General features: G+C 70.5%; 26 protein-coding genes. 11 read left to right on the forward strand and 15 right to left on the reverse strand.

The window, feature by feature from the left end:
* The first annotated feature begins 44 nt into the window (after positions 1-44).
* Positions 45-1160: an FG-GAP repeat domain-containing protein gene (locus OG792_RS28030; RefSeq protein ID WP_329103876.1), complete on the forward strand. Its 1116-nt coding sequence runs from the start codon at positions 45-47 to the stop codon at positions 1158-1160.
* Between the two features lie 198 nt (positions 1161-1358).
* Positions 1359-2453, forward strand: coding sequence for an FG-GAP-like repeat-containing protein (locus OG792_RS28035; RefSeq protein ID WP_329103878.1), 1095 nt, complete (start codon positions 1359-1361; stop codon positions 2451-2453).
* Here OG792_RS28035 and OG792_RS28040 read toward each other — a convergent pair.
* From OG792_RS28040 to OG792_RS28055, 4 genes are all read right to left on the reverse strand, one after another.
* Positions 2443-4116: a 3-hydroxyacyl-CoA dehydrogenase family protein gene (locus OG792_RS28040; protein ID WP_329103880.1), complete on the reverse strand. Its 1674-nt coding sequence runs from the start codon at positions 4114-4116 to the stop codon at positions 2443-2445. The two genes, OG792_RS28035 and OG792_RS28040, sit on opposite strands and share 11 nt — an antisense overlap.
* 108 nt (positions 4117-4224) lie before the next feature.
* Entirely contained in the window at positions 4225-5133 is a 909-nt protein-coding gene (locus OG792_RS28045; RefSeq protein WP_329103882.1) for an alpha/beta hydrolase, read from the reverse strand.
* Positions 5130-6182, reverse strand: coding sequence for an alpha/beta hydrolase (locus tag OG792_RS28050; RefSeq protein WP_329103884.1), 1053 nt, complete (start codon positions 6180-6182; stop codon positions 5130-5132). The genes OG792_RS28045 and OG792_RS28050 overlap by 4 nt, the downstream gene beginning before the upstream one ends.
* Positions 6183-6300: 118 nt before the next feature.
* Positions 6301-6825 (reverse strand): FHA domain-containing protein, encoded by a 525-nt coding sequence (locus tag OG792_RS28055; RefSeq protein ID WP_329103886.1) that lies wholly within the window; start codon positions 6823-6825, stop codon positions 6301-6303.
* 211 nt (positions 6826-7036) lie between these two features.
* On the opposite strand from OG792_RS28055, the gene OG792_RS28060 reads away from it, so the two are divergent.
* Together OG792_RS28060 and OG792_RS28065 are read left to right on the forward strand one after the other, a co-directional pair.
* Complete coding sequence (locus OG792_RS28060) at positions 7037-8536, forward strand: aldehyde dehydrogenase family protein (protein ID WP_329103888.1); 1500 nt, start codon at positions 7037-7039, stop codon at positions 8534-8536.
* An 81-nt stretch (positions 8537-8617) separates the two neighbouring features.
* Positions 8618-9277, forward strand: coding sequence for a class I SAM-dependent methyltransferase (locus tag OG792_RS28065; RefSeq protein ID WP_329103890.1), 660 nt, complete (start codon positions 8618-8620; stop codon positions 9275-9277).
* A 175-nt stretch (positions 9278-9452) separates the two neighbouring features.
* Here the strand turns inward: OG792_RS28065 and nucS are convergent, their stop codons facing one another.
* The gene (gene nucS, locus OG792_RS28070; protein WP_329103891.1) at positions 9453-10112 is read right to left on the reverse strand and encodes an endonuclease NucS; all 660 of its coding nucleotides are present in this window, start codon (positions 10110-10112) and stop codon (positions 9453-9455) included.
* A 116-nt stretch (positions 10113-10228) separates the two neighbouring features.
* Here nucS and OG792_RS28075 point away from each other — a divergent pair, with 116 nt between their 5' ends.
* The 5 genes from OG792_RS28075 (at position 10229) to OG792_RS28095 (ending at position 14166) form a co-directional block, all read left to right on the forward strand.
* Complete coding sequence (locus tag OG792_RS28075; RefSeq protein WP_329103893.1) at positions 10229-10846, forward strand: DUF4126 domain-containing protein; 618 nt, start codon at positions 10229-10231, stop codon at positions 10844-10846.
* A gap of 79 nt (positions 10847-10925) precedes the next feature.
* The gene (locus OG792_RS28080) at positions 10926-11855 is read left to right on the forward strand and encodes a polysaccharide deacetylase family protein (protein WP_329103895.1); all 930 of its coding nucleotides are present in this window, start codon (positions 10926-10928) and stop codon (positions 11853-11855) included.
* Positions 11856-11932: 77 nt separating this feature from the next.
* Entirely contained in the window at positions 11933-12427 is a 495-nt protein-coding gene (locus tag OG792_RS28085; protein ID WP_329103897.1) for a levansucrase, read from the forward strand.
* Between the two features lie 57 nt (positions 12428-12484).
* On the forward strand, positions 12485-13330 hold the full coding sequence (locus OG792_RS28090; protein WP_329103899.1) for an ABC transporter ATP-binding protein: 846 nt from the start codon (positions 12485-12487) through the stop codon (positions 13328-13330).
* Positions 13330-14166, forward strand: a complete 837-nt coding sequence (locus tag OG792_RS28095; protein ID WP_329103901.1) for an ABC transporter permease — start codon at positions 13330-13332, stop codon at positions 14164-14166. The genes OG792_RS28090 and OG792_RS28095 overlap by 1 nt, the downstream gene beginning before the upstream one ends.
* Position 14167: 1 nt before the next feature.
* Here the strand turns inward: OG792_RS28095 and OG792_RS28100 are convergent, their stop codons facing one another.
* The gene (locus tag OG792_RS28100) at positions 14168-15016 is read right to left on the reverse strand and encodes a 3-hydroxyacyl-CoA dehydrogenase family protein (RefSeq protein WP_329103903.1); all 849 of its coding nucleotides are present in this window, start codon (positions 15014-15016) and stop codon (positions 14168-14170) included.
* Positions 15017-15218: 202 nt separating this feature from the next.
* On the reverse strand, positions 15219-16682 hold the full coding sequence (murA, locus tag OG792_RS28105) for a UDP-N-acetylglucosamine 1-carboxyvinyltransferase (protein ID WP_442932509.1): 1464 nt from the start codon (positions 16680-16682) through the stop codon (positions 15219-15221).
* Between the two features lie 151 nt (positions 16683-16833).
* On the opposite strand from murA, the gene OG792_RS28110 reads away from it, so the two are divergent.
* The gene (locus tag OG792_RS28110) at positions 16834-17406 is read left to right on the forward strand and encodes a cob(I)yrinic acid a,c-diamide adenosyltransferase (RefSeq protein WP_329103905.1); all 573 of its coding nucleotides are present in this window, start codon (positions 16834-16836) and stop codon (positions 17404-17406) included.
* 54 nt (positions 17407-17460) lie between these two features.
* Here OG792_RS28110 and OG792_RS28115 read toward each other — a convergent pair whose 3' ends face one another.
* From OG792_RS28115 to OG792_RS28125, 3 genes are all read right to left on the reverse strand, one after another.
* Complete coding sequence (locus OG792_RS28115; protein WP_329103907.1) at positions 17461-18084, reverse strand: DedA family protein; 624 nt, start codon at positions 18082-18084, stop codon at positions 17461-17463.
* A 239-nt stretch (positions 18085-18323) separates the two neighbouring features.
* Positions 18324-19055, reverse strand: a complete 732-nt coding sequence (locus OG792_RS28120; RefSeq protein ID WP_329103909.1) for a response regulator transcription factor — start codon at positions 19053-19055, stop codon at positions 18324-18326.
* A gap of 133 nt (positions 19056-19188) precedes the next feature.
* A complete protein-coding gene (locus OG792_RS28125) occupies positions 19189-20370 on the reverse strand; it encodes a sensor histidine kinase (protein WP_329103911.1) in 1182 nt (393 codons plus the stop codon).
* 175 nt (positions 20371-20545) lie between these two features.
* On the opposite strand from OG792_RS28125, the gene OG792_RS28130 reads away from it, so the two are divergent.
* On the forward strand, positions 20546-21148 hold the full coding sequence (locus tag OG792_RS28130; protein WP_329103913.1) for a class I SAM-dependent methyltransferase: 603 nt from the start codon (positions 20546-20548) through the stop codon (positions 21146-21148).
* Positions 21149-21250: 102 nt separating this feature from the next.
* On the opposite strand, the gene OG792_RS28135 is transcribed toward OG792_RS28130, so the two are convergent.
* From OG792_RS28135 to OG792_RS28155, 5 genes are all read right to left on the reverse strand, one after another.
* A complete protein-coding gene (locus OG792_RS28135; RefSeq protein ID WP_329103914.1) occupies positions 21251-21706 on the reverse strand; it encodes a DUF2550 domain-containing protein in 456 nt (151 codons plus the stop codon).
* Between the two features lie 12 nt (positions 21707-21718).
* A complete protein-coding gene (locus OG792_RS28140; RefSeq protein WP_329103916.1) occupies positions 21719-22003 on the reverse strand; it encodes a F0F1 ATP synthase subunit epsilon in 285 nt (94 codons plus the stop codon).
* Between the two features lie 104 nt (positions 22004-22107).
* Positions 22108-23244, reverse strand: coding sequence for an LCP family protein (locus tag OG792_RS28145; protein WP_329103918.1), 1137 nt, complete (start codon positions 23242-23244; stop codon positions 22108-22110).
* Positions 23245-23436: 192 nt separating this feature from the next.
* Positions 23437-24873, reverse strand: coding sequence for a F0F1 ATP synthase subunit beta (gene atpD, locus OG792_RS28150; RefSeq protein ID WP_329103920.1), 1437 nt, complete (start codon positions 24871-24873; stop codon positions 23437-23439).
* The gene (locus OG792_RS28155) at positions 24873-25802 is read right to left on the reverse strand and encodes a F0F1 ATP synthase subunit gamma (RefSeq protein ID WP_329103922.1); all 930 of its coding nucleotides are present in this window, start codon (positions 25800-25802) and stop codon (positions 24873-24875) included. Before OG792_RS28155 ends, atpD begins: the two co-directional genes overlap by 1 nt.
* Positions 25803-25807 lie beyond the last annotated feature (5 nt).

Consider the following 25807-nt stretch of genomic DNA (forward strand, 5'->3'; position numbering starts at 1 on the left):
AGGTCGGCTCTGCGGGGGTTGACCCGTGTGGCGAGGAGATCTTCATGTGGGGAAAGCGTGTAGCGGTGGTGGCCGTGGTGGCGACCATGGCTGCTCTGGGTGCGGTGACACCCGATGCCTGGGCCGGGGGGCCGGGTGAGCCGATGTTCGGCGACCTCAACCGCGACGGGTTGGTCGACCTGGCCACGCTCGACAGCGCCCCGTCCCCCGACCGCGCCCCGTTGCTCGACTGCACGGTCTCGGTACGCCTCGGCAAGTCCGGTGGCGGCTACCAGGCGCCGACGGAGTATCCGTACCTCACGTTGAGTGGGCCGGAGGCCAACTGCCCCGACCTGGGGGTGGCCGTCGACCTCGGCGGGGACAGCGACATCGAACTCGTCCTGGCCTGGTTCGCCGGACGCCCGTACCCGGTCGAGCACGACCTGCTGGTGTTGAAGAACTTCAAGCCCACGAACGGCTTCGACGCGATTTTCCAGCCCAGCTTCATGGGGCTGGCCGACTTCAACGGCGACGGCCGCCAGGACGTCTACCAGTGGACGGACCAGGGCAGCGGGTTCGCCACCTACCTCAACACCCCGGACGGTGGCCTGACCCCGGGCCCGGTCGCCTGGTGCTCCGGCCGCCCGCAGTACAGCCTGGCCGACTTCAACGGCAACGGGGCGATGGACGTGGTCATCGCCTACGTGGAGGGATGCGCGGACTACTTCTCCGGGGTGGTCGCGATCCGCGACGACGGGGTGGCCTGGCACCTACAGGGCGACCCGTACGGCGACCACACCTGGACGGTCAAGGTGCAGCAGGCCGACGACGACCGCATCCTCGACGTGGTGACCAGGGATTCGTTCACCGGCGAACTCACGTACTTCATCGGCAACGGCGACGGCAGCTTCATCAAGACGCCGAAGGCCGTGGCGGACAGGGCCGACGTCAGCCGCGTCAAGAAGACCAGCATCCCGGTGCTCACCAACGACGCCGCCACCAAGCAGGCGAAGATCACGATCGTCACCGCTCCGAGGTACGGCAAGGTGACGGTCACCAGCAACCGGACCGTGGTCTTCACCCCGAGCAGCAAGCCCGGCAAGACCGATCGGTTCGTCTACCGGCTGACCGACCACGGCCGCAGTTCCGACACCACGGTCTCGGTCCGGATCACGAGCTGAGCAGACCGCGTACGCGCCCACCGGTCCGGCCGGCTGATGCCCGGCTGACCGGCTGGTCAGGCCGAAAGACAGATCACCGTCATCGCGTTCCGGATCGGCGTTCGACCCGGCACAGTCTGTGAGCAGTCGGTCCACGGGCCGGCATCGTCGGGCAACCACGCCGGCATCGGGCCGGCACGAAACGCGGAGGCAAACGTCATGTGGAGGAAGCGGATCACCGTACTGGCAGTCGCGGTGGCGATGGCCATTACGGGTGCGGCACCGGCCGCCCTGGCCGGGTATCAGGGTGAACCCCTCTACGGCGACCTGAACGACGACGGCATCGTCGACCGGGCGGTCCTGACCGGCGGCGGACCGACCGACTGCGGAGTACAGGTCGCGCTCGGCAACGGTTCGGGCGGGTACGGCGCAGCCACCACCTACCTCTACGACACCCCCTCCACCGAGTACGACCACTGCCCCGACATGGGAGTGGTCGTCGACCTCGGCGGGGACGGCACGGCGGAACTGGTACTGGCCTGGTTCGACGGCCGGCCGCCGGGCGCGGAGAGCGACCTGCTGGTGCTGCGCGACTACCAGCCGGTCGCCGGCTTCGACGCGATCTACCAGCCCAGCTACATCGGACTGGCCGACTTCAACGGCGACGGCCGCCAGGACGTCTACCAGTGGACCGACCAGGGTGACGGCTTCCTGACCTACCTGAACACCGCCTCCGGCCAACTGGTGCCCGGCCCGGTCAGGTGGACGTGCGGCTGGGACCCCGCGTACGTGCTGGCCGACTTCAACCGCAACGGCGCCACCGACGTGGCGATCAGCTACGCCGGGGACTGCGAGTACGAGACCGGGGTGGTCGTGGTGCTCGACAACGGCGCGGTGGTCCACCTGGAGGCGGACACCTGGGGCGACAGCTACTGGGGGATCAGCGTGCTGGACGCCAACGGCGACGGGATCCAGGACGTCAAAACCACCAACACCACCACCGGCGAGGTCACCCACTTTCTCGGCAACGGTTCGGGCGGCTTCGGCGCGGCCCCGCTCGCCGACGACGACGCGGCCTCGACCAAGGGCACCAAGAAGGTGGACATCGCGGTGCTGGCGAACGACCTCGCCACCAGCAACACGAAGATCACCATCGTGACCCAGCCGAAGTACGGCAAGCTCCAGATCACCAGCCGTCGCACGGTCCTCTACACCCCGAACGGCCAGCACACCCAGACCGACAAGTTCGTCTACCGGCTCACCGTCGACGGCAAGGACGACGTCGCCGGGGTGACGATCCGGGTCAAGAGCTGACGGTCCCCTCCCGGAAGCCCCGGCCGCTCCCCCGGCCGAGATAACCGGCGGTGACCATCTGCTCCAGCAGCGGCGCGGGGGCCAGTCCGGGCTCCCGCGCCGCCCGGTAGATGCCCCGCTGGAGGTCCAGCGCCACGTCGAGTCCCACCCGGTCGAGCAGTTCGAACGGGCCGACCGGGTACGCGCAGCCGAGCCGCATCGCGTGGTCGATGTCCTCGGCGGTCGCGTACGACGCCTCAAGCATCCCGATCGCGTCGTTCAGGTACGGCAACAGCAGCGCGTCGACGACGAACCCGGCCCGGTCGGCGCAGACCACACCGGTGCGGCCGAGCGCCAGCGCGACCGCCCGACCGACGGCGGTGGCCCGCGCCGAGGTACGAACGGTCCGGACGATCTCCACCAGTTGCCGGTCCGCCGCCGGGTACGGGAAGTGCAGCCCGATCACGTCGGCCGGGCGCCCGGTCGCCATCGCGAGGTCGATCACCGGCCCGGTGCCGGCGGTGGCGAGCACCGTCGCGGGCCGGCAGACAGCGTCGAGCCGGGTGAACAGCGCCCGTCGGTCGGCCGCTTCGCCGTCGAGCGCCTCGACCACCAGGTCGACCTCGGCCAGCCGGTCCAGTTCCGGCCCCTCGCCCCCGGACACCGCCACCACCCGGTAGCCGGCGGCGGCGAAGACCCCGGCCAGCGCGGTGGCGAGCGGACCCGAGCCGACCAGGCCGACGACACCCGGTGCCGCGTCGCCGGCCGCCGACTCGACCGCCGGCGGCGTCAGATCGTCCGGTACGACAACAGCCGAGCCCGGCCGCTCGTAGGTGTAGAACCCCCGGCCGGACTTGCGCCCGAGCAGCCCGGCGGTGACCATCTGCCGGATCAGCGGTACGGCCGCGTGCCGCCGGTTCCGTCCGCCGCGCCGGTACATGGTGTCCAGGATCTCGTACGCGGTGTCGAGGCCGATCAGGTCCAGCAGGGCCAGTGGCCCCATCGGCAGCCCGCAGCCGAGCCGCATCGCCGCGTCGAGGTCCTCGCGGGTGGCGTACCGGGCCTCGAACATCGCCACGGCCTGGTTGAGGTAGCCGAACAGCAGCGAGTTGGCGATGAAGCCGGCCCGGTCGTCGACGGTGACGCCGACCTTGCCCAGCCGGGCGCAGAGTGCCTCGACGTCGGCGACCGCCTCGGGCGCGGTGACCACGGTCCGGATCACCTCGACCAGCTTCATCACCGGCGCCGGGTTGAAGAAGTGCATGCCGACGACCTGCTCCGGCCGGCCGGTGGCGACCGCGATCTCGGTGACGCTCAGCGAGGAGGTGTTGGTGGCGAGGATGGTGTCCGGCCGGCAGATCCGGTCGAGGTCGGCGAAGAGCCGCCGCTTGAGGTCGAGCCGCTCGGGCACCGCCTCGATGACCAGGTCGACGTCGTCCAGCGCGGCCAGTCCGACGGCGAAGGTGACCCGGCGCAGCAGGGCGTCACGCTGCTCGGGGGCGAGTTTGCCCCGGGCGACCGCACGGTCGGTGGAGCCGGTCAGGGTGACCCGGCCGCGCTCCAGCGCCGCCTCGGAGATCTCCACCGCGAGTACGTCGACGCCGTTGCGGGCGAACACCTCGACGATTCCGGCGCCCATGGTGCCCAGGCCGACGACGCCGACGCTGCCGATCTCGCGTGCCACAGCCGCCTCCACCGCTTCCGGGCCGCCCGTCGGGTGAACGGCCGCTAAGTTCTGCGCGCGAGTCTGCCACGGCCACCCGGTCCGGGAACCCACCGGGCGAGGTACGGGTCAGCCGCCGGTACGGACGGCCGCCTCGATCGCGGCGGCGCCGCTGTCACCGAGGGCGATGGTGTAGTGGTTGACACCGGGCACCGTCTCCTCCACCACTGCGGGCAGCCAGTGCGCGGCGTAGCCGGCCGGGTAGAGCGGCTTGTCCGGCTCGTCGAGCATGCCTCGGGGGGCCCGCAGGAAGACCGCCGGCACCGGCAGCGGTTCCGGCGCGACGCCGGGGTAGGCGAACTGGTCGCGGGCGTCACGGACGGCCGCCTCCAGCCGGCAGGCGGGGTGCAGCCGGGGCGCGGTGCCGACCAGGTCGTAGTCGACGTAGCGCTCGACCGCCGGGGTCCAGTCGGCGAAGGACGGGTGCTGCCGCCACATCGCCCGGTACGACTCCCGGTCCGGGAAGGTCTTCGTCAGCCGGTCGAACGCGGGTCCGACGGTGGCCGAGATCAGCGCCGAGATGGTCTGCTCGTCCGCGCCGGCGTCGAGTCCGGGCGGGGCCGGCAGCAGGGCGCCGCCGTCGACCAGCACCAGCCGCCGGACCAGTTCCGGGTGGGTCCGGGCCAGTTCGACGGCGACGAAGCCGCCCATCGAGTGGCCGAGCAGCACCACCGGGCCGCCGCCGTACGCCTCGATCACCCGGACCAGGTCGGCCGCGTGCCGGGTCATGCCGTACGGGCCGGGCAGGTCCCGGCTGCCGCCGCGCCCGCGCAGGTCGACGGCGACCAGCCGGTGGTCGACACCGAGTCGTTCACCGACCACCGCCCAGGCCAGGTGGGACGAGGTGATCCCGTGCACGGCGAGCAGCAGCGGGCCGTCGCCACCGGTCCCCCACTCCCCGACGGTCAGCTCGCCGCCGTCGACCGGCAAGCTCCGTCGCGCATAGGGCACCCGGCCCGGCTCGTCCGCGACACTCACAGGATCAGGTCCAGCAGGGCGGCGGCGAAGTCGGCCGGGCGCTCGACGTGCGGCGAGTGGCCGCACTCGGGGTAGACGACCTCGCGGTAGGTGCCGCCGGCCGCCGCGTAGCGGTCCAGCACCGCCCGGGTCTGGCCGACCATCGGCTGGGGCGGGCACGCGTCGGCGCCGGGCCAGCCGGGGACCAGGCCGAGCGAGCCGAGGTACGCCAGGTCGAACAGCGAGGTGTCCGAGACGATCACGTCGGTGTCGCCGCGTACCCAGGTGATCGGTGGCTTGACGGGGACGGCGACCAGTTCGTCGGCCACCCGGAAGTGGTTTGGCGCCATGGTGTTGAGCACGCCCCGGCCACCCGGACCGACGCCGGGCCAGGTTTCGGTGGTGGTCGAGTCGCCGGGGTAGTTCGCCTCGCCGATGGCGGTGCTGAGCATGCTGTCGAGCAGCAGGTCCTCGTCGTCGCCGAACGCCGCCGGATCCGCCACGTACGCGGTGCGCATGACGTTGCACGGGCTGGTCGGCGCGTCCTCGCCCCGGTCCTTGGCGGCGATCCGGGCGACGAAGTCGGCGTTGGCCGTGCCGGCCCCGGTGCCGGCGAAGTCGGCGCTGGTCGGGGTGCCGTCCAGGTCCCGGGTGCCGCCGAACCCGTAAGGCGACAGCGGCGACTCCAGCAGTAGCGCGCGGATCCGGTCCGGGTGGTCGACCAGCAGTTGCATGGCGACGCCGGCGCCCATCGAGTGGGCCACCACCACCGGCCGGGCGCCGGGGGTGCCGAACAGACCGGGGGCGTCGAGCAGCGCGGCCACGTCGTCGGAGAAGTCCCGCAGGCCACGGGTGGCGTCCAGCGGCGCGGTCTCGGTCGTGCCGTAGCCGCGCAGGTCGGGTGCGACCACCCGAAGGGTGGGCGGCAGGTGGCGCAGCAGCGGTATCCAGAAGTCGGCGGACGAGCAGTTGCCGTGGATCAGCAGGACCGGGCTGCCGTCCGCCGGCCCGGCGACGAGCACGTTCTGGGTGATGCCCCGGGCGGTGATGTTCACCTGTTCGGTTTCCATCCCCGCGATGGTGCCACCGTACGCGGAACCTTGCAGTGTGGCGTCGCCACATAAGCCGGCCGGAGCGACATGGCGGCCCCACCCGCCCCACCCTGTCGCCCCAAACCGGACAAATCTGCTAGTTCAATACCAGGTACGCCCAGGCCACCCAGCCGGCCAGCACGGCGCCCCCGCCGAAGATCCAGAGCAGCGGCCCGGACCGGCGTCCGGTGGACATCATCTGGGTCGGGGCACCGAGCGCGGCGGCGGCCGGTTGGTCGACGGCCCGCAGCGGCGGTGGCGGGTACGCCTGGGTGTACCGGATAGCGCCGACCGGATCGGTCAGCGCCGCCGACGGGTCGAAGAACCGCAGCTCGACGTTGCCGACCCGGATCCGGTCACCGTCGCGCAGTTCCCTGAACTGGGAGATCCGCTGGTCGTTGTGCCAGGTGCCGTTGGTCGACCCACAGTCGGTCAGTACGGCGCGGCCGTCGGCCAACTCGACCGTCGCATGCCGCCGGCTCACCTTCCGGTCGTCGATCACGATGTCGACGCCCTCCTCGCGGCCGATCCGGCGGGTACCCGGCCGCAACCTGAAGCTCGCCCCCCGCAGCGGGCCGTTGACCACCATCAGCAGTGGCAGCAGATTCAACTCGTCCGACATCGACTCTCCGCACCCGTCCGTCTGCGGCCGGCGTCCCCCCGGGCGCCGGCCACCGCGCCCCCCTTGGCGCACGGCACCAGCCTGACATCGAGCGGCTCCCATCTCCATTACCCGCAGGATGGACTTGTTCGTCCGGTGGGTGAATTCGGGTCACCGGTTCGGTGGGCGGCGGAGCGTACCCGTGAGTAATTTTCAGGTTTAGACTTCCGACATGACGGCTCCGCATGGTCCCGGCGTACCGGTGATCGATCACGGTGAGTTGGTTTCCACCCACCCGGCAACCGGGGCGCAGGTGGGCCGCTTCCCCGTGGCCAGCGCCGAGGACCTGGTCCAACGGGTGTCCCGGGCGCGTACGGCCGCGGCCTGGTGGGCCGGGCTGGACTTCGCCGGGCGTCGGGCGCGACTGCTGCGCTGGCGCGCGCTGCTCGCCCACCGGATCCAGGAACTCGCCGCCCTGATGCAGGCCGAGGGCGGCAAACCGGTCGCGGACGCGATCGTCGAGATCGCCTCGGCCATCGAGCACATCGACTGGGCGGCCCGCAACGCCAAACGGGTGCTCGGCCGCCGCCGGGTCCGCTCGCGGCTGATCGTCGCCGAGTTCGCCGGCAGGCTCGAATACCAGCCGTACGGGGTGATCGGCGTGATCGGCCCGTGGAACTACCCGGTGCTGACCCCGATCGGCTCGACGGCGTACGCGTTGGCCGCCGGCAACGCCGTGCTGCTCAAGCCGAGCGAGTACACCCCGGCGGTCGGGCAGTGGCTGGTCGACAGCTTCGCCGAGGTGGTGCCGGAGCAGCCGGTGCTCCAGTCGGTGCACGGGCTCGGCGACGTCGGGGCCGCGCTCTGCCGGGCCGGGGTGGACAAGGTGGCGTTCACCGGATCCTCCGCGACCGCCCGCAGGGTGATGGCCGCGTGTGCCGAATCGTTGACGCCGGTCCTGCTGGAGGCGGGCGGCAAGGACGCGATGATCGTGGACGCCGACGCCGACCTGGACGCCGCAGCGGACGCGGCGGTCTGGGGTGCGCTGACCAACGCGGGCCAGACCTGTATCGGGATCGAACGGGTCTATGCGGTGGAAGCCATCTACAACGACTTCGTAAGCAGGGTGGTGACGAAGGCCGAGAAGCTCACCGTGGGGCCGGAACCGGAGGCACATCTCGGCCCGATCACCATGCCCGGACAGCTCGACGTGATCCGTCGCCACATCGACGACGCCCTGGCCCGGGGCGGTCGCGCGGTGCTCGGTGGGGCGGACGCGGTGCAGCCCCCGTACGTGCGGCCGACCATCCTGGTGGACGTGCCCGAGGATGCGTTGGCGGTTCGCGAGGAGACCTTCGGACCAACCCTCACCATCAGCCGGGTCGAGGACGCCGACGCCGCCGTGGCCAGGGCAAACGCTGTCCCGTACGGGCTCGGCGGGTCGGTGTTCGGCAAGCGCCGGGCGGTCGAGATCGCCGGTCGGCTGCGCTCCGGGATGGTGGCGGTGAACTCGTCGCTGACCTTCGTCGGTATGTCCACACTGCCCTTCGGCGGGGTGGGCGAGTCCGGCTTCGGGCGGATCCACGGGGACGACGGGCTGCGCGAGTTCGGTCGGGCAAAGGCGATGACCGTACGACGTGGACCGTCGCTGCTGCCCTCGACAACCTTCGAACGCACCCCCGCACAAGTAGCGAAAATCGCAAAAGCCGTCAAACTATTGTACGGTCGGTGACCCTTACACAACCGATCGTGCGCTAGGAATAGGCGTTTTGGAGATACCGACCCAAGCCGACGTACCCCTACATTCCGTCGGGTGGGGATACACGGATTGCGATCTCGCCTGGTCGAGAACGAAGACTCGTTCGCCGCCCGACGTCGTAGCCGACGAGCGGACTGGCTGGTCGAGACGTTCCCTGATCTCGCCCAGATGTCCATCATCGACCTCGGCGGCCGGCTGGAGACGTGGGCACGTGCGTCGGTACGCCCCAAGCACGTACACGTGGTCAACCTGGAGTCACCGCCGCCCGAGGTCCCGTCCTGGGCCGAGGTCGACCACGGCGACGCCTGCGCGCTTCCGGCCAACATCCTGAGCCGCCGGTACGACCTGGTCTTCTCCAACTCGGTGCTGGAACACGTCGGCGGCCACGAACGCCGGGTACGGTTCGCCGAGTCGGTGCACCTGCTCAGTCACGCACACTGGGTGCAGACCCCGTACCGGTACTTCCCGATCGAGCCACACTGGATAGCGCCGGGCATGCAGTTCCTGCCCGTCCGCCTCCGTACGCTGATGGCCCGCAAGTGGCCGCTGGCGCACTCACCGGCCAAGAGCCACGAGGCCGCCATCCGCCAGGTCCTCTGGACCGAGCTGGTCGACCGCTCCCAAATGCGCCACTACTTCCCCCAGTCCCACATCCGGATCGAGCGCCTGGCCACCCTCCCCAAATCCCTCATAGCCATCCTCGGCGCCCCCTGACCCCACCCAGCGCGTTGATCATGAAGTTAGCGACGTTTTCCAGCCCAGATCTCGGCGCTAACTTCATGGTCAACGCGGCCGTCCTCGGCGCGTTACCCGCCCCCGGTGCGGAGCCGCCGGGAGCCGGAGCTCGGGGGGGTTCGGCGCCGGCTGAGGGACTGGACCGGGTGAGGAACTAGAACAGGGTCAGTTCGTCGCGTTCGATGCCGCGCAGGCGGTCGTAGTTGACGGCCACGCAGCGGATGCCACGGTCGTTGGCCAGCACGCGGGCCTGCGGCTTGATCTCCTGGGCGGCGAAGACACCGTGCACCGGGGCGAGCAGCGGGTCGCGGTTGAGCAGTTCGAGGTAGCGGGTCAACTGCTCCACCCCGTCGATGTCGCCGCGCCGCTTCACCTCGACCGCCACGGTGACCGAGGCGCCGTCGCGGCAGAGCAGGTCGACCGGGCCGATGGCGGTCGGGTACTCCCGTCGGATCAGGGTGAAGCCGTCGCCCAGCGTGGTCGGGTTCGCCGCCAGCAACTCCTGTAGGTGCGCCTCGACGCCGTCCTTACGCAGGCCGGGATCGACGCCGAGCTCGTACGACGTGTCCTGGAAGATTTCCTCCAGGGTGATCCGCAGTTCCTCGCCGGCCTTGTTCACCACCCGCCACACGCCGGGTGCCTCTTCCAGCTTGCACGGCGGGCTCATCCAGTTGAGCGGCTTGTACGCCCGGTCGTCGGCATGGATCGACACCGACCCGTCCGCCTTGACCATCAGCAGGCGGGTGGCCAGCGGCAGGTGCGCCGAGAGTCGTCCCACGTAGTCCACCGCGCATCGCGCTATCACCAACCGCACCCGACGAGGGTAGCGGAGAGCCATCCCGCCGCCCGCCGCGCACGCCGACAAGCCGCCGGAAGCCGCCGTAACCGGCCAATCGAGCAGAAGTGGCGCGACGGTGAGATGCTGTCCCCGTGCTGGAAGCCCTCACCGGTACGGGTCTCGCCGCATCGGCCGGCCTGAACGCGTACATCCCGCTGCTGACCATGGGTCTACTGGCCCGGTTCACCGGTCTGATCGACCTGCCCGGCGGTTGGCAGTGGCTGGCCAACGGCTGGGTGTTGGCGATCCTGGCGGTGCTGCTGGCGGTCGAGTTCGTCGCCGACAAGGTGCCGGTGGTCGACCACGTCAACGATCTCGTCCAGACGGTGGTCCGGCCGACCGCCGGTGGCCTGGCATTCAGCGCCGGCTCCAGCTCCGAGACGGTGACGGTCAGCGACCCGGGGAGTTTCTTCTCCTCCAACCAGTGGGTGCCGATAGTGGTCGGGATGGTGGTCGCGTTCGGCGTACACAGCATCAAGTCGGCGGCCCGGCCGCTGATCAACGCCAGTACCGCCGGCTTCGGTGCCCCGGTGGCCAGCACGGTCGAGGACACCACCAGCGTGGTCGTGTCGCTCGTCGCGATCGTCCTGCCGGTGCTGGTGCTGCTCTTCCTGGTCGGCTTCGTGATCCTGGTCCCCTGGACGCTGCATCGCCGACGGGAACGCAACCGCGAACGGGAAGCCGCACGCGCCGCCGGTTTCCGGGTCTGACCCGCCCCAACGGGTGAACCGACCGGGGGTACGCCGGACCGGGCTTTGAACCTTCCTCACCTCTGGAATGATCTGCCGGGTGAGTCGACCCCGGTCCCGTCTGCTGCTCGGCGTCCTGGTGGCGGCGGCCGTCGTCGGCACCGCCACCTCCGCCGTCGGGCTGACCATGACCCTGTCGCCCCCGGACCGCGCGTCGAGCTTCACCGACCCGTCGGCCGGCGGCAGCCACGCGCTCGGCCCGGCCGGCACACCGACCGCTCCCGCCGCCGTCACCCCCACGAACCCCGCAACCCGCGCGCCGGGCGGGACCGTCCCCGGCGCCACGCGGGCGGGCACCAGGCCACCGGTGGTCGACAACGGACCGCGTACGGGCAACCGGGTGGCCCTGACCTTCGACGCCGACATGACCGACGGCATGCTCTACAGCCTGCGTACGGGCAGGGTGAAGTCGTACGCCAACCTGCGCATCATCGACCTGCTGGAACGGGAACGGTTGCCGGCCACCTTCTTCCTGACCGGCAAGTGGGTCGAGCGCTACCCCGACCTGACCCGTCGACTGGCCGGCAATCCCCGCTTCGAGCTGGCCAACCACACGTACGGGCACCTGGCGTTCACCGGGGACTGCTACGACCTGCCCCGGGTGCCGGCCAACAGCATGACCGAGGACGTGGCGAAGACGTTCCGGGTGATCGAGCCGTACGGCGGCCGGCAGACCCGCTACTTCCGCTTTCCCGGACTGTGCCACGACCCGGCGGCCCTGGCCGCGCTCGCCCCGCTCGGCCTGACCGTGGTCGACGGGGACGTGGTCAGCGGTGACCCGTTCGCCACCGCCTGGCAGCCGATCGTCAGGGCGGTGCTCGACCAGGTACGCCCCGGCTCGGTGGTGATCATGCACGTGACCGAGGCGAACGCCGCGATGACCGACGAGGCGCTGCCGCACATTCTCGCCGGTCTGGCCGACCGTGGCCTGGTCCCGGCGACCCTCTCCGAGGTACTGGGCGGATCTTGACCGGCCCCCGCCACCACCGGGTAGCGTGACGCCTCGCCCGGCGAGCGCGCCGGGGCGGCCGGCGGGAGGCACCGAAGATGACCACGGCACCGCAGGCGTACCTGCACTCGCTGTCGGAGCGGTTGACCGCCGACGGCTGTTCGGTCACCCGCGAGGACTGGGGCGGGATGCCGGTCCTGGTCGGCCGCCGGTCGGACTTCCGGCTCCAGTGGCTGGCCACCAAGCTGCACCTGATCACGATCGCCGCGGACGTCTCCAGCGTCGACGCGGGCAGCATCGCCGCGTTCACCAGCCACGCCATGGAGTACGCCAAGCGCGGCGTGACCCGTGGCGCGCAGGTCGGTGTCGCCGCCTTCCCCACCCTGATCAGCGACCGCGTGGACCCGTCCGCGAGCCAGTGGGCGGGCCGGCGGCAGCGCAACCAGTTCGCCTGCATGGGACGGCCGGTGGTGGTCGACACCGCCCGTGGCACCGCCACCGCCTTCCGGGGCACCTCTCCCCTCGGCCTGGTCTACTCGGCCCACCTGCGCCGCAAGCTCGGCCTCTACTTCCCCCCGACCCCGCTCGGATAGCCGCCCACCGGGACCCCAGGTGCCCACCGTCCGTCACCGGCGCGCATAGTGTTCGGCATGAGTGACCAGCTCGCGATCTCCGTACGGGGGTTGCGCAAGTCGTACGGCGAGCACGTCGCCGTCGCCGGTCTCGACCTGTCGGTACGGGCCGGTGAGGTGTTCGCCCTGCTCGGCCCGAACGGCGCCGGCAAGACGACGACGGTGGAGATCCTGGAGGGCTTTCGGCGGCGCGACGGTGGCGAGGTCAGCGTGCTCGGCGTCGACCCGAACACCGCCGGTCGGGACTGGCGGTCCCGGGTCGGCATAGTGCTCCAGGGAACCGGCGAGTTCGACGACCTGACCGTGGGCGAGGTGGTCGACCATTTCGCTGCCTTCTACCCCAACCCGGACAAACCACACCAGGTGATCGGCCGGGTCGGCCTCACCGACAAGACCCGCGCCCGTACGCACACCCTCTCCGGCGGCCAGAAGCGGCGACTCGACGTGGCCCTCGGCATCATCGGCCGACCCGAACTCCTCTTCCTGGACGAGCCGACGACCGGCTTCGACCCCGAGGCGCGGCGCGAGTTCTGGGAGCTGATCCGCGACCTGGCCGCCGCCGGCACCACCATCGTGCTGACCACCCACTACCTGGACGAGGCGGAGTCACTCGCCGACCGGGTCGGTGTGATCACCGCCGGCCAACTCGTGGAGGTGTCCACCCCGGCCGAGCTGGGCAACCGGCAGCAGGCACTGCCGGTGGTCTCCTGGCGTACCCCGGACGGGACGCCGCAGCGGGCGGAGAGCGCGACGCCGACGGCCCTGATCGCCGAGTTGGCCGCGCGGTACGGCGGCGAGGTGCCCGGCCTCACCGTGGCCCGCCCGACCCTGGAAGACGTCTACCTGCGGATGATCGGACACTGATGAGTGCCACCACGGAAGCCGCCCCGGTAGCGGTGTCCCGCCGGACCGGCCCGCTCGAACTCGGTCTGCGTCAGGGACGACTCGAACTGCGACAGTTCCTGCGCAGCCGCGAGTCGGTGGTCTTTACCATGCTCTTCCCGGTCGTCCTGATCCTGATCTTCGCGTCGATCTTCAAGGGCGAGATCGGCGGCGGCGTCAAGTTCACCCAGTATTTCGTCACCGGCATGATCGCCACCGGCCTGCTCACCGTCGGCTTCCAGAGCCTCGCGATCCAGATCCCGATCGAACGCGACCGAGGCGTCCTCAAGCGCCTGCGCGGCACCCCGATGCCGAAGTGGGTCTACTTCGCCGGCAAGACCGTCATGGTCGCCGTGATCGGCGTCGCCGAAACGGTCCTGCTGCTCGCCGTCGCCGTACTGCTGTTCGACCTCAGGCTGCCGGACACCGCGACCAAGTGGTTCACCTTCGGCTGGGTCTCCGCGCTCGGCATCACCGCCTGCACCCTGTGCGGCATCGCCTTCTCGTCGCTGGCCCGCAGCGGCCGCAGCGCACCCAGCACGGTCACCCCGGTCGCCCTGATCCTCCAGTTCATCTCCGGCGTCTTCTTCGTCTTCACCGACCTGCCCACCTGGATGCAGCAGGTCGCGGCGATCTTCCCGCTCAAGTGGATGTGCCAGGGGCTGCGCTCGGTGTTCCTACCCGCCTCGTTCGGCGCCCAGGAGCCCGCCGGCTCGTACGAGTTGGGCCGGGTCGCCCTGGTCCTGGGCGTCTGGTGCGTCATCGGGCTGGTCCTCTGCCTGCGCACCTTCCGCTGGACCAGCCGACGCGACGGGTGACTCAGTACGAGTAGAAGCCCTGCCCGGTCTTGCGGCCCAGTTCACCGGCGGTGACCATGCGCTGGAGCAACTCGGGCGGAAAGAACTTCGTGTCGCCGGTGTCGGTGTAGATGTTCTGGGTGGCGTGCAGCAGCACGTCGGCACCGGTCAGGTCGGTGGTGGCGAGCGGGCCCATGGCGTGCCCGAAGCCGAGCTTGCAGGCGGTGTCGAGGTCCTCGGCGGAGACGACGCCGGACTCGACGAGCTTGACGGCCTCCATCACCAGGGCCGTGATGAGGCGGGTGGTGACGAAGCCGGCGATGTCCCGGTTCACCACCACGCAGGTCTTGCCGATTTCCTCGGCGAAGGCGCGGACGGTGGCCAGCGTCTCGTCGCTGGTCTTGAAGCCGCGTACGAGTTCGCAGAGCTGCATCATCGGGACCGGCGAGAAGAAGTGGGTGCCGACCACCGACTCCGGCCGGTCGGTCACCGCGGCGATCTGGGTGACCGGGATCGCGGAGGTGTTGGTCGCGAGGACCGCGTCCGGCCGGCAGATCCGGTCCAGCTCGCGGAACACCTCCTGCTTGAGTTCCAGCCGCTCGAACACCGCCTCGACCACCAGGTCGGCGTCGGCCGCCGCGTCCAACTCGGTGGTCGGGGTGATCCGGGCGAGGGTCGCGTCGACCTCGCCGGCCTCGATCCTGCCCTTGCTGGCGAACCTCTCCAGCGAGCCACGGATGCCGTCCAGTCCGCGCCGGGTCGCCGCGTCGTCCAGGTCGCGGAGCGTCACCTGCCAACCTGCCAGCGCCGCCACCTGTGCGATGCCCGAACCCATCAGTCCGGCCCCGATGACCGCGAGTCGACCCGCCATCCGCCCATCTCCCTACCTGGTACGCCTGTACGTCACCGCACTCTATCCGCCCAACTGAACGCCCCTTCAGGCGACGCGGTGCAGGCGGCGCTGGAAAGGTGACGCTGGAAGGGTGACGCTGGAAGGCTGACGCTGGACAGGCGGTGGACAGGCGGCGGCGGGACAGGCGGCGGGGCGAGCGCGGCGGAACGGGCGGCCGATCTCAGAGCGAAAAGTTCTGCTCCACCGGGGCGGAGGCGCGTTCCACCTCGACGCCGAGCGCACGCAGGTCGGCCACGAAGTCCGGGTAGCCCCGGTCGACGTGGTGCACGTGCGATATCTCGGTCACCCCGTCGGCACAGAGGCCGGCGATCACCAGCCCGGCGCCGGCCCGGATGTCGGTGGCCCGGACCGGGGCACTGGACAGGCGCTCCCGCCCCCGGACCACGGCGTGGTGCCCATCGGTTTTGATGTCGGCACCGAGCCGGGCCATCTCGTTCACGAACATGAACCGACCGTCGAAGATGTTCTCGGTGATCAACGAGGCCCCCTCGCTGACCGAGGCCATCCCGATCGCCATCGGCAGCAGGTCGGTGGCGAAGCCGGGAAACGGCAGGGTGACCACGTCAACCGCGGTGGGCCGGCGGTCCATCCGTACCCGGAACGCGTCGGTGCGGGTCTCGACCAGGCCGCCGGCGGAGACCACCTTGTCCAGCGCGATCTCCAGGAAGCTCGGGCTGGCACCGGTCACGGTCACGTCGCCCCGGGTCATCGCCGCCGCGAAGGCCCAGGTCCCGGCGACGATCCGGTCGCCGACCGTACGGTGCCGCACCGGCCGCAACTCGCGTACGCCCTCGATCCGGATGGTGGAGGTGCCGGCCCCCTCGATCCGGGCACCCATCGCCGAGAGCATCGTGCAGATGTCGACGATCTCCGGCTCGCGGGCCGCGTTGTCGATCTCCGTGACGCCCTTGGCCAGCACCGCCGCCATGACCAGGTTCTCGGTCGCGCCGACGCTGGGGAAGTCCAGCCAGATGGTGGCACCGTGCAGCCCGTTGCGCGCCGAGGCGATCACGAAGCCGTGCGAGCCGGAGATCTCGGCGCCCATCCGGGCCAGGCCCGAGACGTGCATGTCCAGCCCCCGGGAGCCGATCGCGTCGCCACCGGGATGGGCCACCCGGACGTAGCCGCGCCGGGCCAGCAACGGGCCGAGTACGCAGATCGACGCGCGCAGCCGCCGTACCAGGTCGTAGTCGGCGTCGGTGCCCGGTTCCGCCGGCACGTCGATGGTGACCGTCCGGGCCCGGCCGGGCAGGGCGCCGAGGTCGACCGCCGCCTGGGCCTCGCCGCTCGCGGTCGAGGCGACGTCGCGGACCGGGCCGCCGCCGTCCACCGGCGGCACCTCCACCGGTACGCCGTCCGCCACCCCGACCACCGGGATGCCCTCGATGGTGCCGGTCGACGCGCCGTTGTCCTCGCCGAACGAGACCTCACAGCCGAGCCGGCGCAGCACCTCGCCCATGATCGCGATATCGGTGATCCGGGGCACGTTGGTGATCACGCTGCGGCCGGGCGCCAGCAGCGCCACCGCCATCAGCTTGAGCGCGGAGTTCTTCGCCCCGACGACGTGCACCTCACCGACGAGCCGGGCACCGCCGCTGACCCTGATCACGTCCACGTCGGCCATCGTAGGGTCGGCCGCCACGTCGGCGGTCACACCGCTCACACCGGTCCCCCCGGCCGACCAACCGCTGGGCGCGACCCCGTCCGGGTCGGCTCCGCCACCGGTCGCCGTCTGGGTGGGCGGCTCGCCGTCGGACCTCCGTACGCTGTCCGTCATGGCTGTTCACCTCACCCGCATCTACACCAGGACCGGCGACGCCGGCCAGACCAGGTTGAGCAACAACGAACAGGTCGGGAAGACCGACCCACGGATCGCCGCGTACGCGGACGTGGACGAGTGCAACGCCGCGATCGGGGTGGCCCTCGCGCTCGGCCAACTCGACGACGGGTTGCGTACGGTCCTCGCCGCGATCCAGAACGATCTCTTCGACGTCGGCGCCGATCTCGCCACGCCGGTCGAGCCGGATCCGGCGTACCCGCCGTTGCGAGTGACCGAGGAGTACGTGACCCGGTTGGAGGGCTGGTGCGACGAGTACAACGCGGAACTGGCCAAGCTCGACTCCTTCATCCTGCCCGGCGGCACCGCGGGGGCGGCGCTGTTGCACGTCGCACGCACGGTGGCCCGGCGCGCCGAACGGGCCGCCTGGGCACTGGTGAACCACGATCAGGAACGAACCAGCATCCTTCCGGCAAAGTATCTCAATCGGCTGTCGGATCTGCTGTTCATCCTGGCAAGAACGGCCAATCCCGACGGCGATGTGCTATGGGTACCCGGCGGCCGAAAGTGACGCTCGACCGAGCCTGATCACCGCCCGGAGATGACGCTCGGCCGAGTCTGATCATCACGACGAGCGGTTCCGTTCCTTACGGCGGCGGGCCCAGACCACCGCGCCGGCCAGCGCGCCAACCGCCAGCACCAGCACCGCGACCGTGCCGATCACCCCGCTCATCCGCAGGTACGACGCCCCGGCGAGATAGCCGATCAGAAAGATGCCGGGCACCCAGACCAGCACCGCCGCGGCGTCGTACACCGCGAACCGTCGGTACGGCAGGCCTGCCACCGCCGCCACCCGGGGCACCAGGGTCCGCACGTACGGCGTCCACCGGCCGAGCACGATCGCCGAGCCACCCCCGGTCGTCAGCAGCCGCTCCGCCCGTTCCCACCGGTCGGCGTCGATCCGGCGGCCGAACCGCCCCCGCCGCAGCCGGGGACCGACCAGCCGCCCTTCGAGGAAGGCGACGTGGTCACCGAGCATCGCCGCCACGCTGGTCACCGCGAGCGCGGTCGGCACGTCGAGGTCACCGGCGCGGGCCAGGAAGCCCACGGTCAGCATGGTGGTGGCCGCCGGCAGCACCATGCCGACCAGGATCCCGACCTCGGCGGTCAGCACCACCGCCGCGGACAGATAGAACCAACCGGTCGGCAGACGAGTGAGCCAGTCGACGAACACCACAAAGATCTCCATCCGACCACCGTGGCTCGCGCCGACGGCGCCCGGCGCCCTCCACCCAGCCGCCCCACCTCCTCCATCTAGCCGCCCCTCCCCTCCTCTCCCCTCCCTCTCCCCTCCTCTCCCCCTCCACTCCTCTCCCCCTCCACTCCTCGACGATCTTGCACTTTTGGCGCCCGGATTAGGGCACTCGTCCGGATTTACTCCCGACCACAAGTGCAAGATCGGCGCCGTGAGGGGGTGGGGGGTGGGGGTCAGGGGTTGGGGTTGGGGTTGGGGTTGGGGTTGGGGTTGGGCGGTGCTGGGGCGATCGGGTTGAAGTTATGGTCGACGAGTCCGAGGCGGTGTGCCACCACTGCTGCCTGCACTCGGTTGCGGAGGTTGAGCTTTTCCATGGCGGCCGAGACGTGGGTCTTGACGGTGGTGATGCCCAGGTGCAGCCGCGCGGCGATCTCGCCGTTCGACAGGCCGGCGCCGACCAGGGCCAGCACCTCGCGTTCCCGGCCGCTGAGCAACCGCCGGGGCGAACGGAGGTCGTCGGTCTCGCGCCGCGCCTCCCGGTCGTGCGCGGCCAGCGCCCGGCCCACGATCCGAGCCAGCACCGGCGGCGCGAGCAGCGGTTCACCCCGGGCGGCCCGGAGCACCGCGTCGACCAGATCCTCCGGAGCACCGTCCTTGACCAGGTAACCGATCGCACCGGCACCGAGCGCACCGTAGATGTTGGCGTCGTCGGCGAACGTGGTCAGCACCAGCACCCGGCTGGCGGGATGGTGGTCGAGTATCCGGCGGGTCGCCTCGATCCCGTCCATCCGGGGCATCCGCAGGTCCATCAGGACCACGTCCGGGCGCAGTCGCTCGGCCAGGCGTACGGCCTCATGCCCGTCGCCGGCCTCGCCGACAATGTCGAACCCGCCGGCCGTACGCAGCAACAGGGTGACGCCGGCGCGGACCAGCGCCTGGTCGTCCACCACGAGTACGCGGATCACCGGTCCCCCTGATCGGACACTTCACGCGCTACCGGAACGTCGGACACTTCACGCGCTACCGGAGCGTTGGGCACTTCACGCGTTACCGGAGCGTCGGGCACTTCACCGGCTCCCGGAACGGTGGGCCGGCCGTTCACGGGTGTTCCCGGATCGGTAGCCGGGCAGCCAGGCGCCAGCCGCCCACGCCGTTCGGACCGGCGGTCATCCGGCCGCCGAGCAGGTCGACCCGCTCCCGCATCCCGGCCAGACCGTGTCCGGACGGCGGCAGCGCCGACCGGCCCGGTTGCGCCCGCTCGGAGCCGCTGTCGAGCACCTCCACCAGCAGCGCGCCGCGATCGGTGTGCAGGCGCACCGAGACGGTGGCACCGGCGCCGGCGTGCTTGAGGCTGTTGGTCAACCCCTCCTGGACCAACCGGGCGGCGGTCGTACGCACCACCAGCGGCGCGGTCGCCACCGGCTCGGCGACGTCGAGCCGTACGGTCATCCCGGCCGCCCGGATCCGCTGTACGGCCTCGCCGAGCACCTGCTCGGGCTCGACCAGTACGGCGTCCGACTCGACCGCCTCCGGGTCGCGCAGCACCTCCAGCAGCTCACGCAGCTCGTCGAGCGCCCGGCCGGCGGTGGCGCGCAGTTCACCCAGGGCCTGCACCGCCTCGTCCACCCCGCCGGTGTGCCGGGCCGCGTACTGGGCGGAACCGGCCCGGAGCGCGATCGCGCTGACGTGGTGGGCGACGATGTCGTGCAGGTCGCGGGCGATGCTGGTGCGCTCGGCGAGGCGGGCGGCGCGGGTCTCCACCGCCCGCCGGGCTTCCATCTCGCGGGCCCGTTCCTCGGCGACCTGGGCCGCCCGGCGCTGCCCGCGCAGGTACCGGCCGAACGCGATCGGCGCGGCCACGAGGGCGGCGATGGCGAGCACCCGTACGACGGCCTGGCGGCCGAGCAGCAGTTGCTGGGTGCCGGGGTCGATCACGTCGACCAGGGTCGCCGCGAAGGAGAGCACGAACGCCAGCCCGGTCCCCGGCCAGCGCTCGTGGTACGCCACCACGGCGAGCCCGATGGCCAGCCCGATCTGCGCGATGCCGCTGTTCGTCGGCGCCAGGCGGTCGGTCACCACGAGCAGCACGCACTCGACCAGCAGGACCGGCCACGGCCAGCGTCGTACCCCGGCCAGGATCACCCCGGCGGCGGTCGCCAGGCCAACGGCCACCGGTACGTCGCCGCTGTCCGCCCAGCCGAGCAGGCCGTTGGTCAGTCCGAGGGCGACGCCGACGAGGCCGAGCAGCACGTCCACGCGCCATGGCCGGCTCATCCCCATCCGGCAACCATACGTAGTCGGACTTTCCCGACCGTCCTGCCTCCGGTCGGGGCGGGTCCTCCGAGTGGCCGAAGATCGGGCCATCCGGACGACGGGCAGCGAACGGCGATCGCCTATTTTGGGGGCCGTGGCCAATGAGAAATTAACGTTCCTGACCCAGTTTGTCCGCCAGCCGATGTCGGTCGGCGCGGTCTACCCCAGCGGGCCGGCCCTGGCCGGGAAGATCACTGCTCCGGTCCCGCGCACCGGTGACCCGGTGGTGGTCGAGCTCGGACCGGGTACCGGTGCCTTCACCGGCGAGATCCAGCGTCGGCTGGGCGGCCGGGGCCACCAGATCGCGATCGAGATCAACGACGAGTTCGCCGGAGCGCTCAGCCGGCGCTACCCCACCGTCGACGTGATCTCGGCCGACGCCAGGAACCTGCGGGACCTGCTGGCGTCCCGTGGGCACGAACAGGCCGACGTGATCGTCAGCGGGCTGCCCTGGGCCGCGTTCTCCGGCGACCTCCAGCACTCGCTGCTCGACGCGGTCGCCGACGGCCTGAGCGCCGACGGGGCGTTCACGACGTTCGCGTACCTCTTCGCCATCTGGACCCCGCCGGCCGCCCGGTTGCGCACCGCGCTCCGGTCCCGGTTCGAGGAGGTCACCCTGGGCCGTACGGTCTGGGCGAACCTGCCCCCGGCGCTGGTCTACCACTGCCGGCGGCCGATCCGCAGCCGCTCGTTCGACCCGGCACTGGCCGCGCTGGGCGGCGGTACGGGCGACGCCACCGACTGACCGGACCGCTCGCACCCGGTACGACACACGCCCGGCCCCGGTGTACGGGGTCGGGCGTTTCGGTTGCCGCGGGTGCCGCCGTCCGGGCCGGCCGACGGTCCGTCAGGCCGCCGGCCAGTCGTGGGCCCCCAGACGCGGCGAGACCGCCCCGGGCGGGGCGGCCTCAAGCCAGGAAAGGAACCCGGTCACCGTGGACTGCGCCATCGCGATCTCCACCGGTGCCTGGTGGCTGGTACAGCGCAGGATCACCCAGTCGGCCGGCATGGAGAGCTGTTCCTGGCCCTCCGGCAGCCGGCGACGCTCCACCGCGAGCCCGCGACGGGCGAGCACCCGCTTGGGCCGGATGGCAAAGCTGAACATCCGGTACCAGCGCAGTTCGTCGTCGGTGAACCGGCCGAAACCCGGCGACCAGCCCCGGCCATCGAGCATCGTCGACACCCGTACGCTGAGCCGGATGATGCCGCCCGAGCGGGTCACCAGGGCACGCCGGACGAAGAGCACCAACAGGCCGGCGAGCACGACCAGTACGCCGACCCCGATCCACCCCAGAACCCGCACCGACGTGCCGGGTCAGCGCGTCGAAGCGGCGGTAACCGGGGTGGCGCTCTCGGCGAGGACGGTGACGCCCGAGCCGGTCACCGAGAGGAAGCCACCGGCCACCTCGAAGGTGATCTGCTCACCGCCGGCAAGCTTGATCCGGACCTGGCCGGGCTCCGCGAGCTGTCCCAGCAGCGGTGCGTGACCGGGCAGCACCCCGAGTTCGCCCTCGGTCGTCCGCGCGACGACCATTTCGGCGTCACCGGACCAGACCCGCTCCTCGACGGCTACGAGCTCGACGTGTAGCTGATTTGCCACGCTGTCTCCTTGTACGGCGACGGATTGTACTGCGACGGGATGCAACCGAGTCTAGTCGCGCACCCGCCCCGTTCCCACGGCGGGTGGCGAGAAGCACCGCCCGGCTACTTGTCCGTGTTGATCAGGTCGGGGTGGGCGGCCACGAACGTGTCGAGCGTGTCGGCCTGTACGGACGCGAAGAAGTCCGGGGCCGGGGCCTTCAACTGCTCGCCCTGGTAGTTGCTGGCCGTGCCGACCGGGGAATGCGGCAGCTTGATCAGTGTCATCGAGTCGGCCCGCAGGTCACGCAGGGCGAAGGCCCAGTCGGCGACACTGTGCCCGCGACCACTGAAGATCAGGGACTGACCGGCCGCGCGCAGCACCGCGTCGAGCTTGAGCGGGTTGGTCACCACGTCCCGGCTGAGCGCCTGGCTGGCCATCGCCCGGATGAACTGCTGCTGGTGTCGCTGCCGCCCGTAGTCGCCGTCCACCAGCGTCTTGCGCTGGCGTACGTAGTCCAGCGCCTGCCAGCCGTTGAGGTGGGTCTGGCCCTTCTTGTACTCGCGCTGCGGCCCGATGTAGCCCTCGCCGTTCGGGTTGCCCGGCCGGGGGGTGCCGTCCGGCCGGAGGTGCTCGGACTTGGTGTCGGCGTCGATGTACATGTCGACGCCGCCCATCGCGTCGACGATCTTCTTGAAGCCGCCAAAGTTGAGGATCGCGCCCGCGTCGAACCGCTTGATGCCGGTGTAGTTACTGATAGTGGTTTGCAGCAGCTCGAAGCCCTTGGCCGCGTCCGGATTCTTGCCGGGCACCAGGCTGCCGTGGGACATGGCCGCGTTGAGCCGGTCGTTGCCGCCGGCGTAGTTCGCCTCGGGGAAGGCGGGGATGTCCACCCGCAGGTCGCGGGGCATCGAGAAGAGGTAGGCCCGGTCCATCCCGGCCGGCACGTGCAGAATCATGATCGAGTCGGCCAGCGGCGGGGTGGACGGCTGCCGGGGATCGATGCCGACCAGCAGGATGTTGATCGGGCCCTTGATGTCGGAGACCTTGGGCGGCGGGCTGCCGGGGCCCTCGTCGCCGAAGAGGTCGGCACTGGCCACCGCACCCTGGTAGCGGGAGAGCAACGCCTCGAACCCGACCAGTACGACCCCGCTGAGGACTATCAGCACGGTGCCGAAGATCGTGCAGATTCGCGCCCAGCGCGGCACCGCCGACGTCTTCCTGCGCCTGCCGTGCGTGGTCGGCGTACCGAGGTCGGTCACCAGGCATCTCCCATCGTCGCGCCCCGACGGATTGCGGGCACCCCCGGGCGGGGGCACGGACGTTGCAGAGCGTAGCGCCGGTTTCTGGGCAAACCCCCGGAAGATCAACTCGGCCGGACCCGCTGCCCGGCCCACGGAGAAGGGACCGGGTCGGCGGTCAGCCGGCCCGGTCCCTTTCGTGGTACGGAAAAACTAGTCCTTCATCAGCTCGCGTGCGTTGCGCTCCAGGTCGTCCAGGCCACCGCACATGAAGAACGCCTGCTCGGGGAAGTGGTCGAACTCACCCTCGCTGATCTTCTTGAACGCCTCGACGGTGTCCTTGACCGGCACGTACGAACCCTTGATGCCGGTGAAGACCTCCGCCGCGAAGGTGTTCTGCGACAGGAAGCGCTCGATCCGGCGGGCCCGCCCGACGGTGATCTTGTCTTCCTCGGAGAGCTCCTCGATACCGAGGATGGCGATGATGTCTTGCAGGTCCTTGTAGCGCTGCAAGATCCGCTTCACCTCGGAGGCGACGGTGTAGTGCTCCAGACCGACGTACTCCGGCGCGAGGATCCGCGAGGAGGACGCCAGCGGGTCCACCGCGGGGTAGATGCCCTTGTCGGAGATCGACCGCTCCAGGTTGGTGGTCGCGTCCAGGTGGGCGAAGGTGGTCGCCGGTGCCGGGTCGGTGTAGTCGTCGGCGGGCACGTAGATCGCCTGCATCGAGGTGATCGCCTGCCCCCGGACCGACGTGATCCGCTCCTGCAACTCACCCATCTCGTCGGCGAGCGTCGGCTGGTAACCCACGGCGCTCGGCATCCGGCCCAGCAGGGTGGACACCTCCGAGCCGGCCTGGGTGAACCGGAAGATGTTGTCGATGAACAGCAACACCTCCTGCTTCTGCACGTCCCGGAAGTACTCCGCCATGGTCAGCGCGGAGAGGGCGACCCGCAGACGGGTGCCCGGCGGCTCGTCCATCTGGCCGTAGACCAGGGCGGTCTTCTCGATAACCCCGGACTCGGTCATCTCGTGGATGAGGTCGTTGCCCTCGCGGGTACGCTCCCCCACCCCGGCGAACACCGAGGTACCACCGAAGTTGTTCGCCACCCGGATGATCATTTCCTGGATCAGCACGGTCTTGCCCACACCCGCGCCGCCGAACAGGCCGATCTTGCCACCCTTGACGTACGGGGCGAGCAGGTCGAGAACCTTGATGCCGGTCTCCAGCATCTCGGTCTTCGGCTCCAGGTCGGCGAAGGCCGGGGCCTTCCGGTGGATACCCCACCGGTCGGAGACCTGAAGCTTCTCGCCCTCCTTGAGGTTGAGGCACTCGCCGATCGCGTTGAACACGTGACCCTTGGTGCCGTCACCCACCGGCACCATGATCGGGTTGCCGGTGTCCCGCACCTCGGCGCCGCGGACCATGCCATCGGTCGGCTGCATCGAGATGGCCCGGATCATGTTGTCACCCAGGTGCTGGGCGACCTCCAGGGTCAGCGTCTTCTCTCCACCGGAGAGCGAGACGGTGACGTTGAGGGCATTGAAGATTTCCGGCATCGAGTCGCGCGGGAACTCGGCGTCGACGACCGGGCCGATGACCCGTACCACCCGACCGGTGGCGGTCTTCGTCTCTACTGGTGCAGTCATCACACTTCACTTCCCGACGCGGCCAGCGCGTTCGCGCCGCCGACGATCTCACTGATCTCCTGGGTGATCCCGGCCTGGCGGGCCGAGTTCATCTCACGCGTGTATCTGTCGATCATGTCCTCGGCGTTGTCGGTCGCGCTCTTCATCGCGCGCCGGCGTGCCGCCGACTCACTCGCCGCCGATTCGATCAACGCCGCGTAGATCCGGGTGTTGATGTACTTCGGCAGCAGCGCGTCGAGCAGCGCCTCGGCTTCCGGCTCGAACTCGTACGCCGGCAGCAGGCCCTCGGACCGCGGACGGTCCTCGACCTCCATCGGACCAATGATCTTGGTAACCGGGTTCTGCGTCATCAACGACTTGAACTCGGTGTAGACGATGTGCAACTCGTCCACACCCAGCACGCCGTCGATGCCGCCGCTACCGCCCTCGTCGTCCGCGCCGTGACCGAACGCCTTGATCAGCGTCTCGCCCACCTCGCGGGCGTCCGCGAACGACGGCTGCTCCGAGAACCCGGTCCAGCTCGCCTCGATCGGCCGGTTGCGGAACCGGTAGAAGGTGACGCCCTTACGGCCGATGACGTAGAGCACCGGCTCCTTGCCCTCGTCCCGCAGCCGAGCTATGAGCGACTCGGCCATCTTGATCGCGTTGGAGCTGTAACCGCCGGCCAGGCCGCGGTCACTGGTGACCACCACGACCCCGGCCCGCCGTACCCGCGAACGGGCGGTGAGCAGCGGGTGGTCGATCGCCGCGTTGGACGCCAGCGCGGTGAGCACACCGGTGATGGCCTGGGCGTACGGCAGGGACGCCGCGACCCGGGCCTGGGCCTTGGCGATCCGGCTCGTCGCCACGAGCTCCATCGCCTTGGTGATCTTCTTCATCGACTTCGCCGAGCGGATTCGTTGACGAAGAACGCGAACCTGGGCCGCCATTGGTC

The sequence above is a fragment of the Micromonospora sp. NBC_01699 genome, from assembly GCF_036250065.1.
Lineage (GTDB): Bacteria > Actinomycetota > Actinomycetes > Mycobacteriales > Micromonosporaceae > Micromonospora_G.

Excerpts from the sequence above, each read along its gene's own strand:
- OG792_RS28030 (WP_329103876.1), top strand. The coding sequence starts at position 45 with ATGTGGGGAAAGCGTGTAGCGGTGGTGGCCGTGGTGGCGACCATGGCT.
- OG792_RS28035 (WP_329103878.1), top strand. The coding sequence starts at position 1,359 with ATGTGGAGGAAGCGGATCACCGTACTGGCAGTCGCGGTGGCGATGGCC.
- OG792_RS28050 (WP_329103884.1), bottom strand. The coding sequence starts at position 6,182 with ATGGAAACCGAACAGGTGAACATCACCGCCCGGGGCATCACCCAGAAC.
- OG792_RS28055 (WP_329103886.1), bottom strand. The coding sequence starts at position 6,825 with ATGTCGGACGAGTTGAATCTGCTGCCACTGCTGATGGTGGTCAACGGC.
- OG792_RS28060 (WP_329103888.1), top strand. The coding sequence starts at position 7,037 with ATGACGGCTCCGCATGGTCCCGGCGTACCGGTGATCGATCACGGTGAG.
- OG792_RS28085 (WP_329103897.1), top strand. The coding sequence starts at position 11,933 with ATGACCACGGCACCGCAGGCGTACCTGCACTCGCTGTCGGAGCGGTTG.
- OG792_RS28090 (WP_329103899.1), top strand. The coding sequence starts at position 12,485 with ATGAGTGACCAGCTCGCGATCTCCGTACGGGGGTTGCGCAAGTCGTAC.
- OG792_RS28095 (WP_329103901.1), top strand. The coding sequence starts at position 13,330 with ATGAGTGCCACCACGGAAGCCGCCCCGGTAGCGGTGTCCCGCCGGACC.
- OG792_RS28100 (WP_329103903.1), bottom strand. The coding sequence starts at position 15,016 with ATGGCGGGTCGACTCGCGGTCATCGGGGCCGGACTGATGGGTTCGGGC.
- murA (WP_442932509.1), bottom strand. The coding sequence starts at position 16,682 with ATGGCCGACGTGGACGTGATCAGGGTCAGCGGCGGTGCCCGGCTCGTC.
- OG792_RS28110 (WP_329103905.1), top strand. The coding sequence starts at position 16,834 with ATGGCTGTTCACCTCACCCGCATCTACACCAGGACCGGCGACGCCGGC.
- OG792_RS28115 (WP_329103907.1), bottom strand. The coding sequence starts at position 18,084 with ATGGAGATCTTTGTGGTGTTCGTCGACTGGCTCACTCGTCTGCCGACC.
- OG792_RS28125 (WP_329103911.1), bottom strand. The coding sequence starts at position 20,370 with ATGGGGATGAGCCGGCCATGGCGCGTGGACGTGCTGCTCGGCCTCGTC.
- OG792_RS28130 (WP_329103913.1), top strand. The coding sequence starts at position 20,546 with ATGTCGGTCGGCGCGGTCTACCCCAGCGGGCCGGCCCTGGCCGGGAAG.
- atpD (WP_329103920.1), bottom strand. The coding sequence starts at position 24,873 with ATGACTGCACCAGTAGAGACGAAGACCGCCACCGGTCGGGTGGTACGG.
- OG792_RS28155 (WP_329103922.1), bottom strand. The coding sequence starts at position 25,802 with ATGGCGGCCCAGGTTCGCGTTCTTCGTCAACGAATCCGCTCGGCGAAG.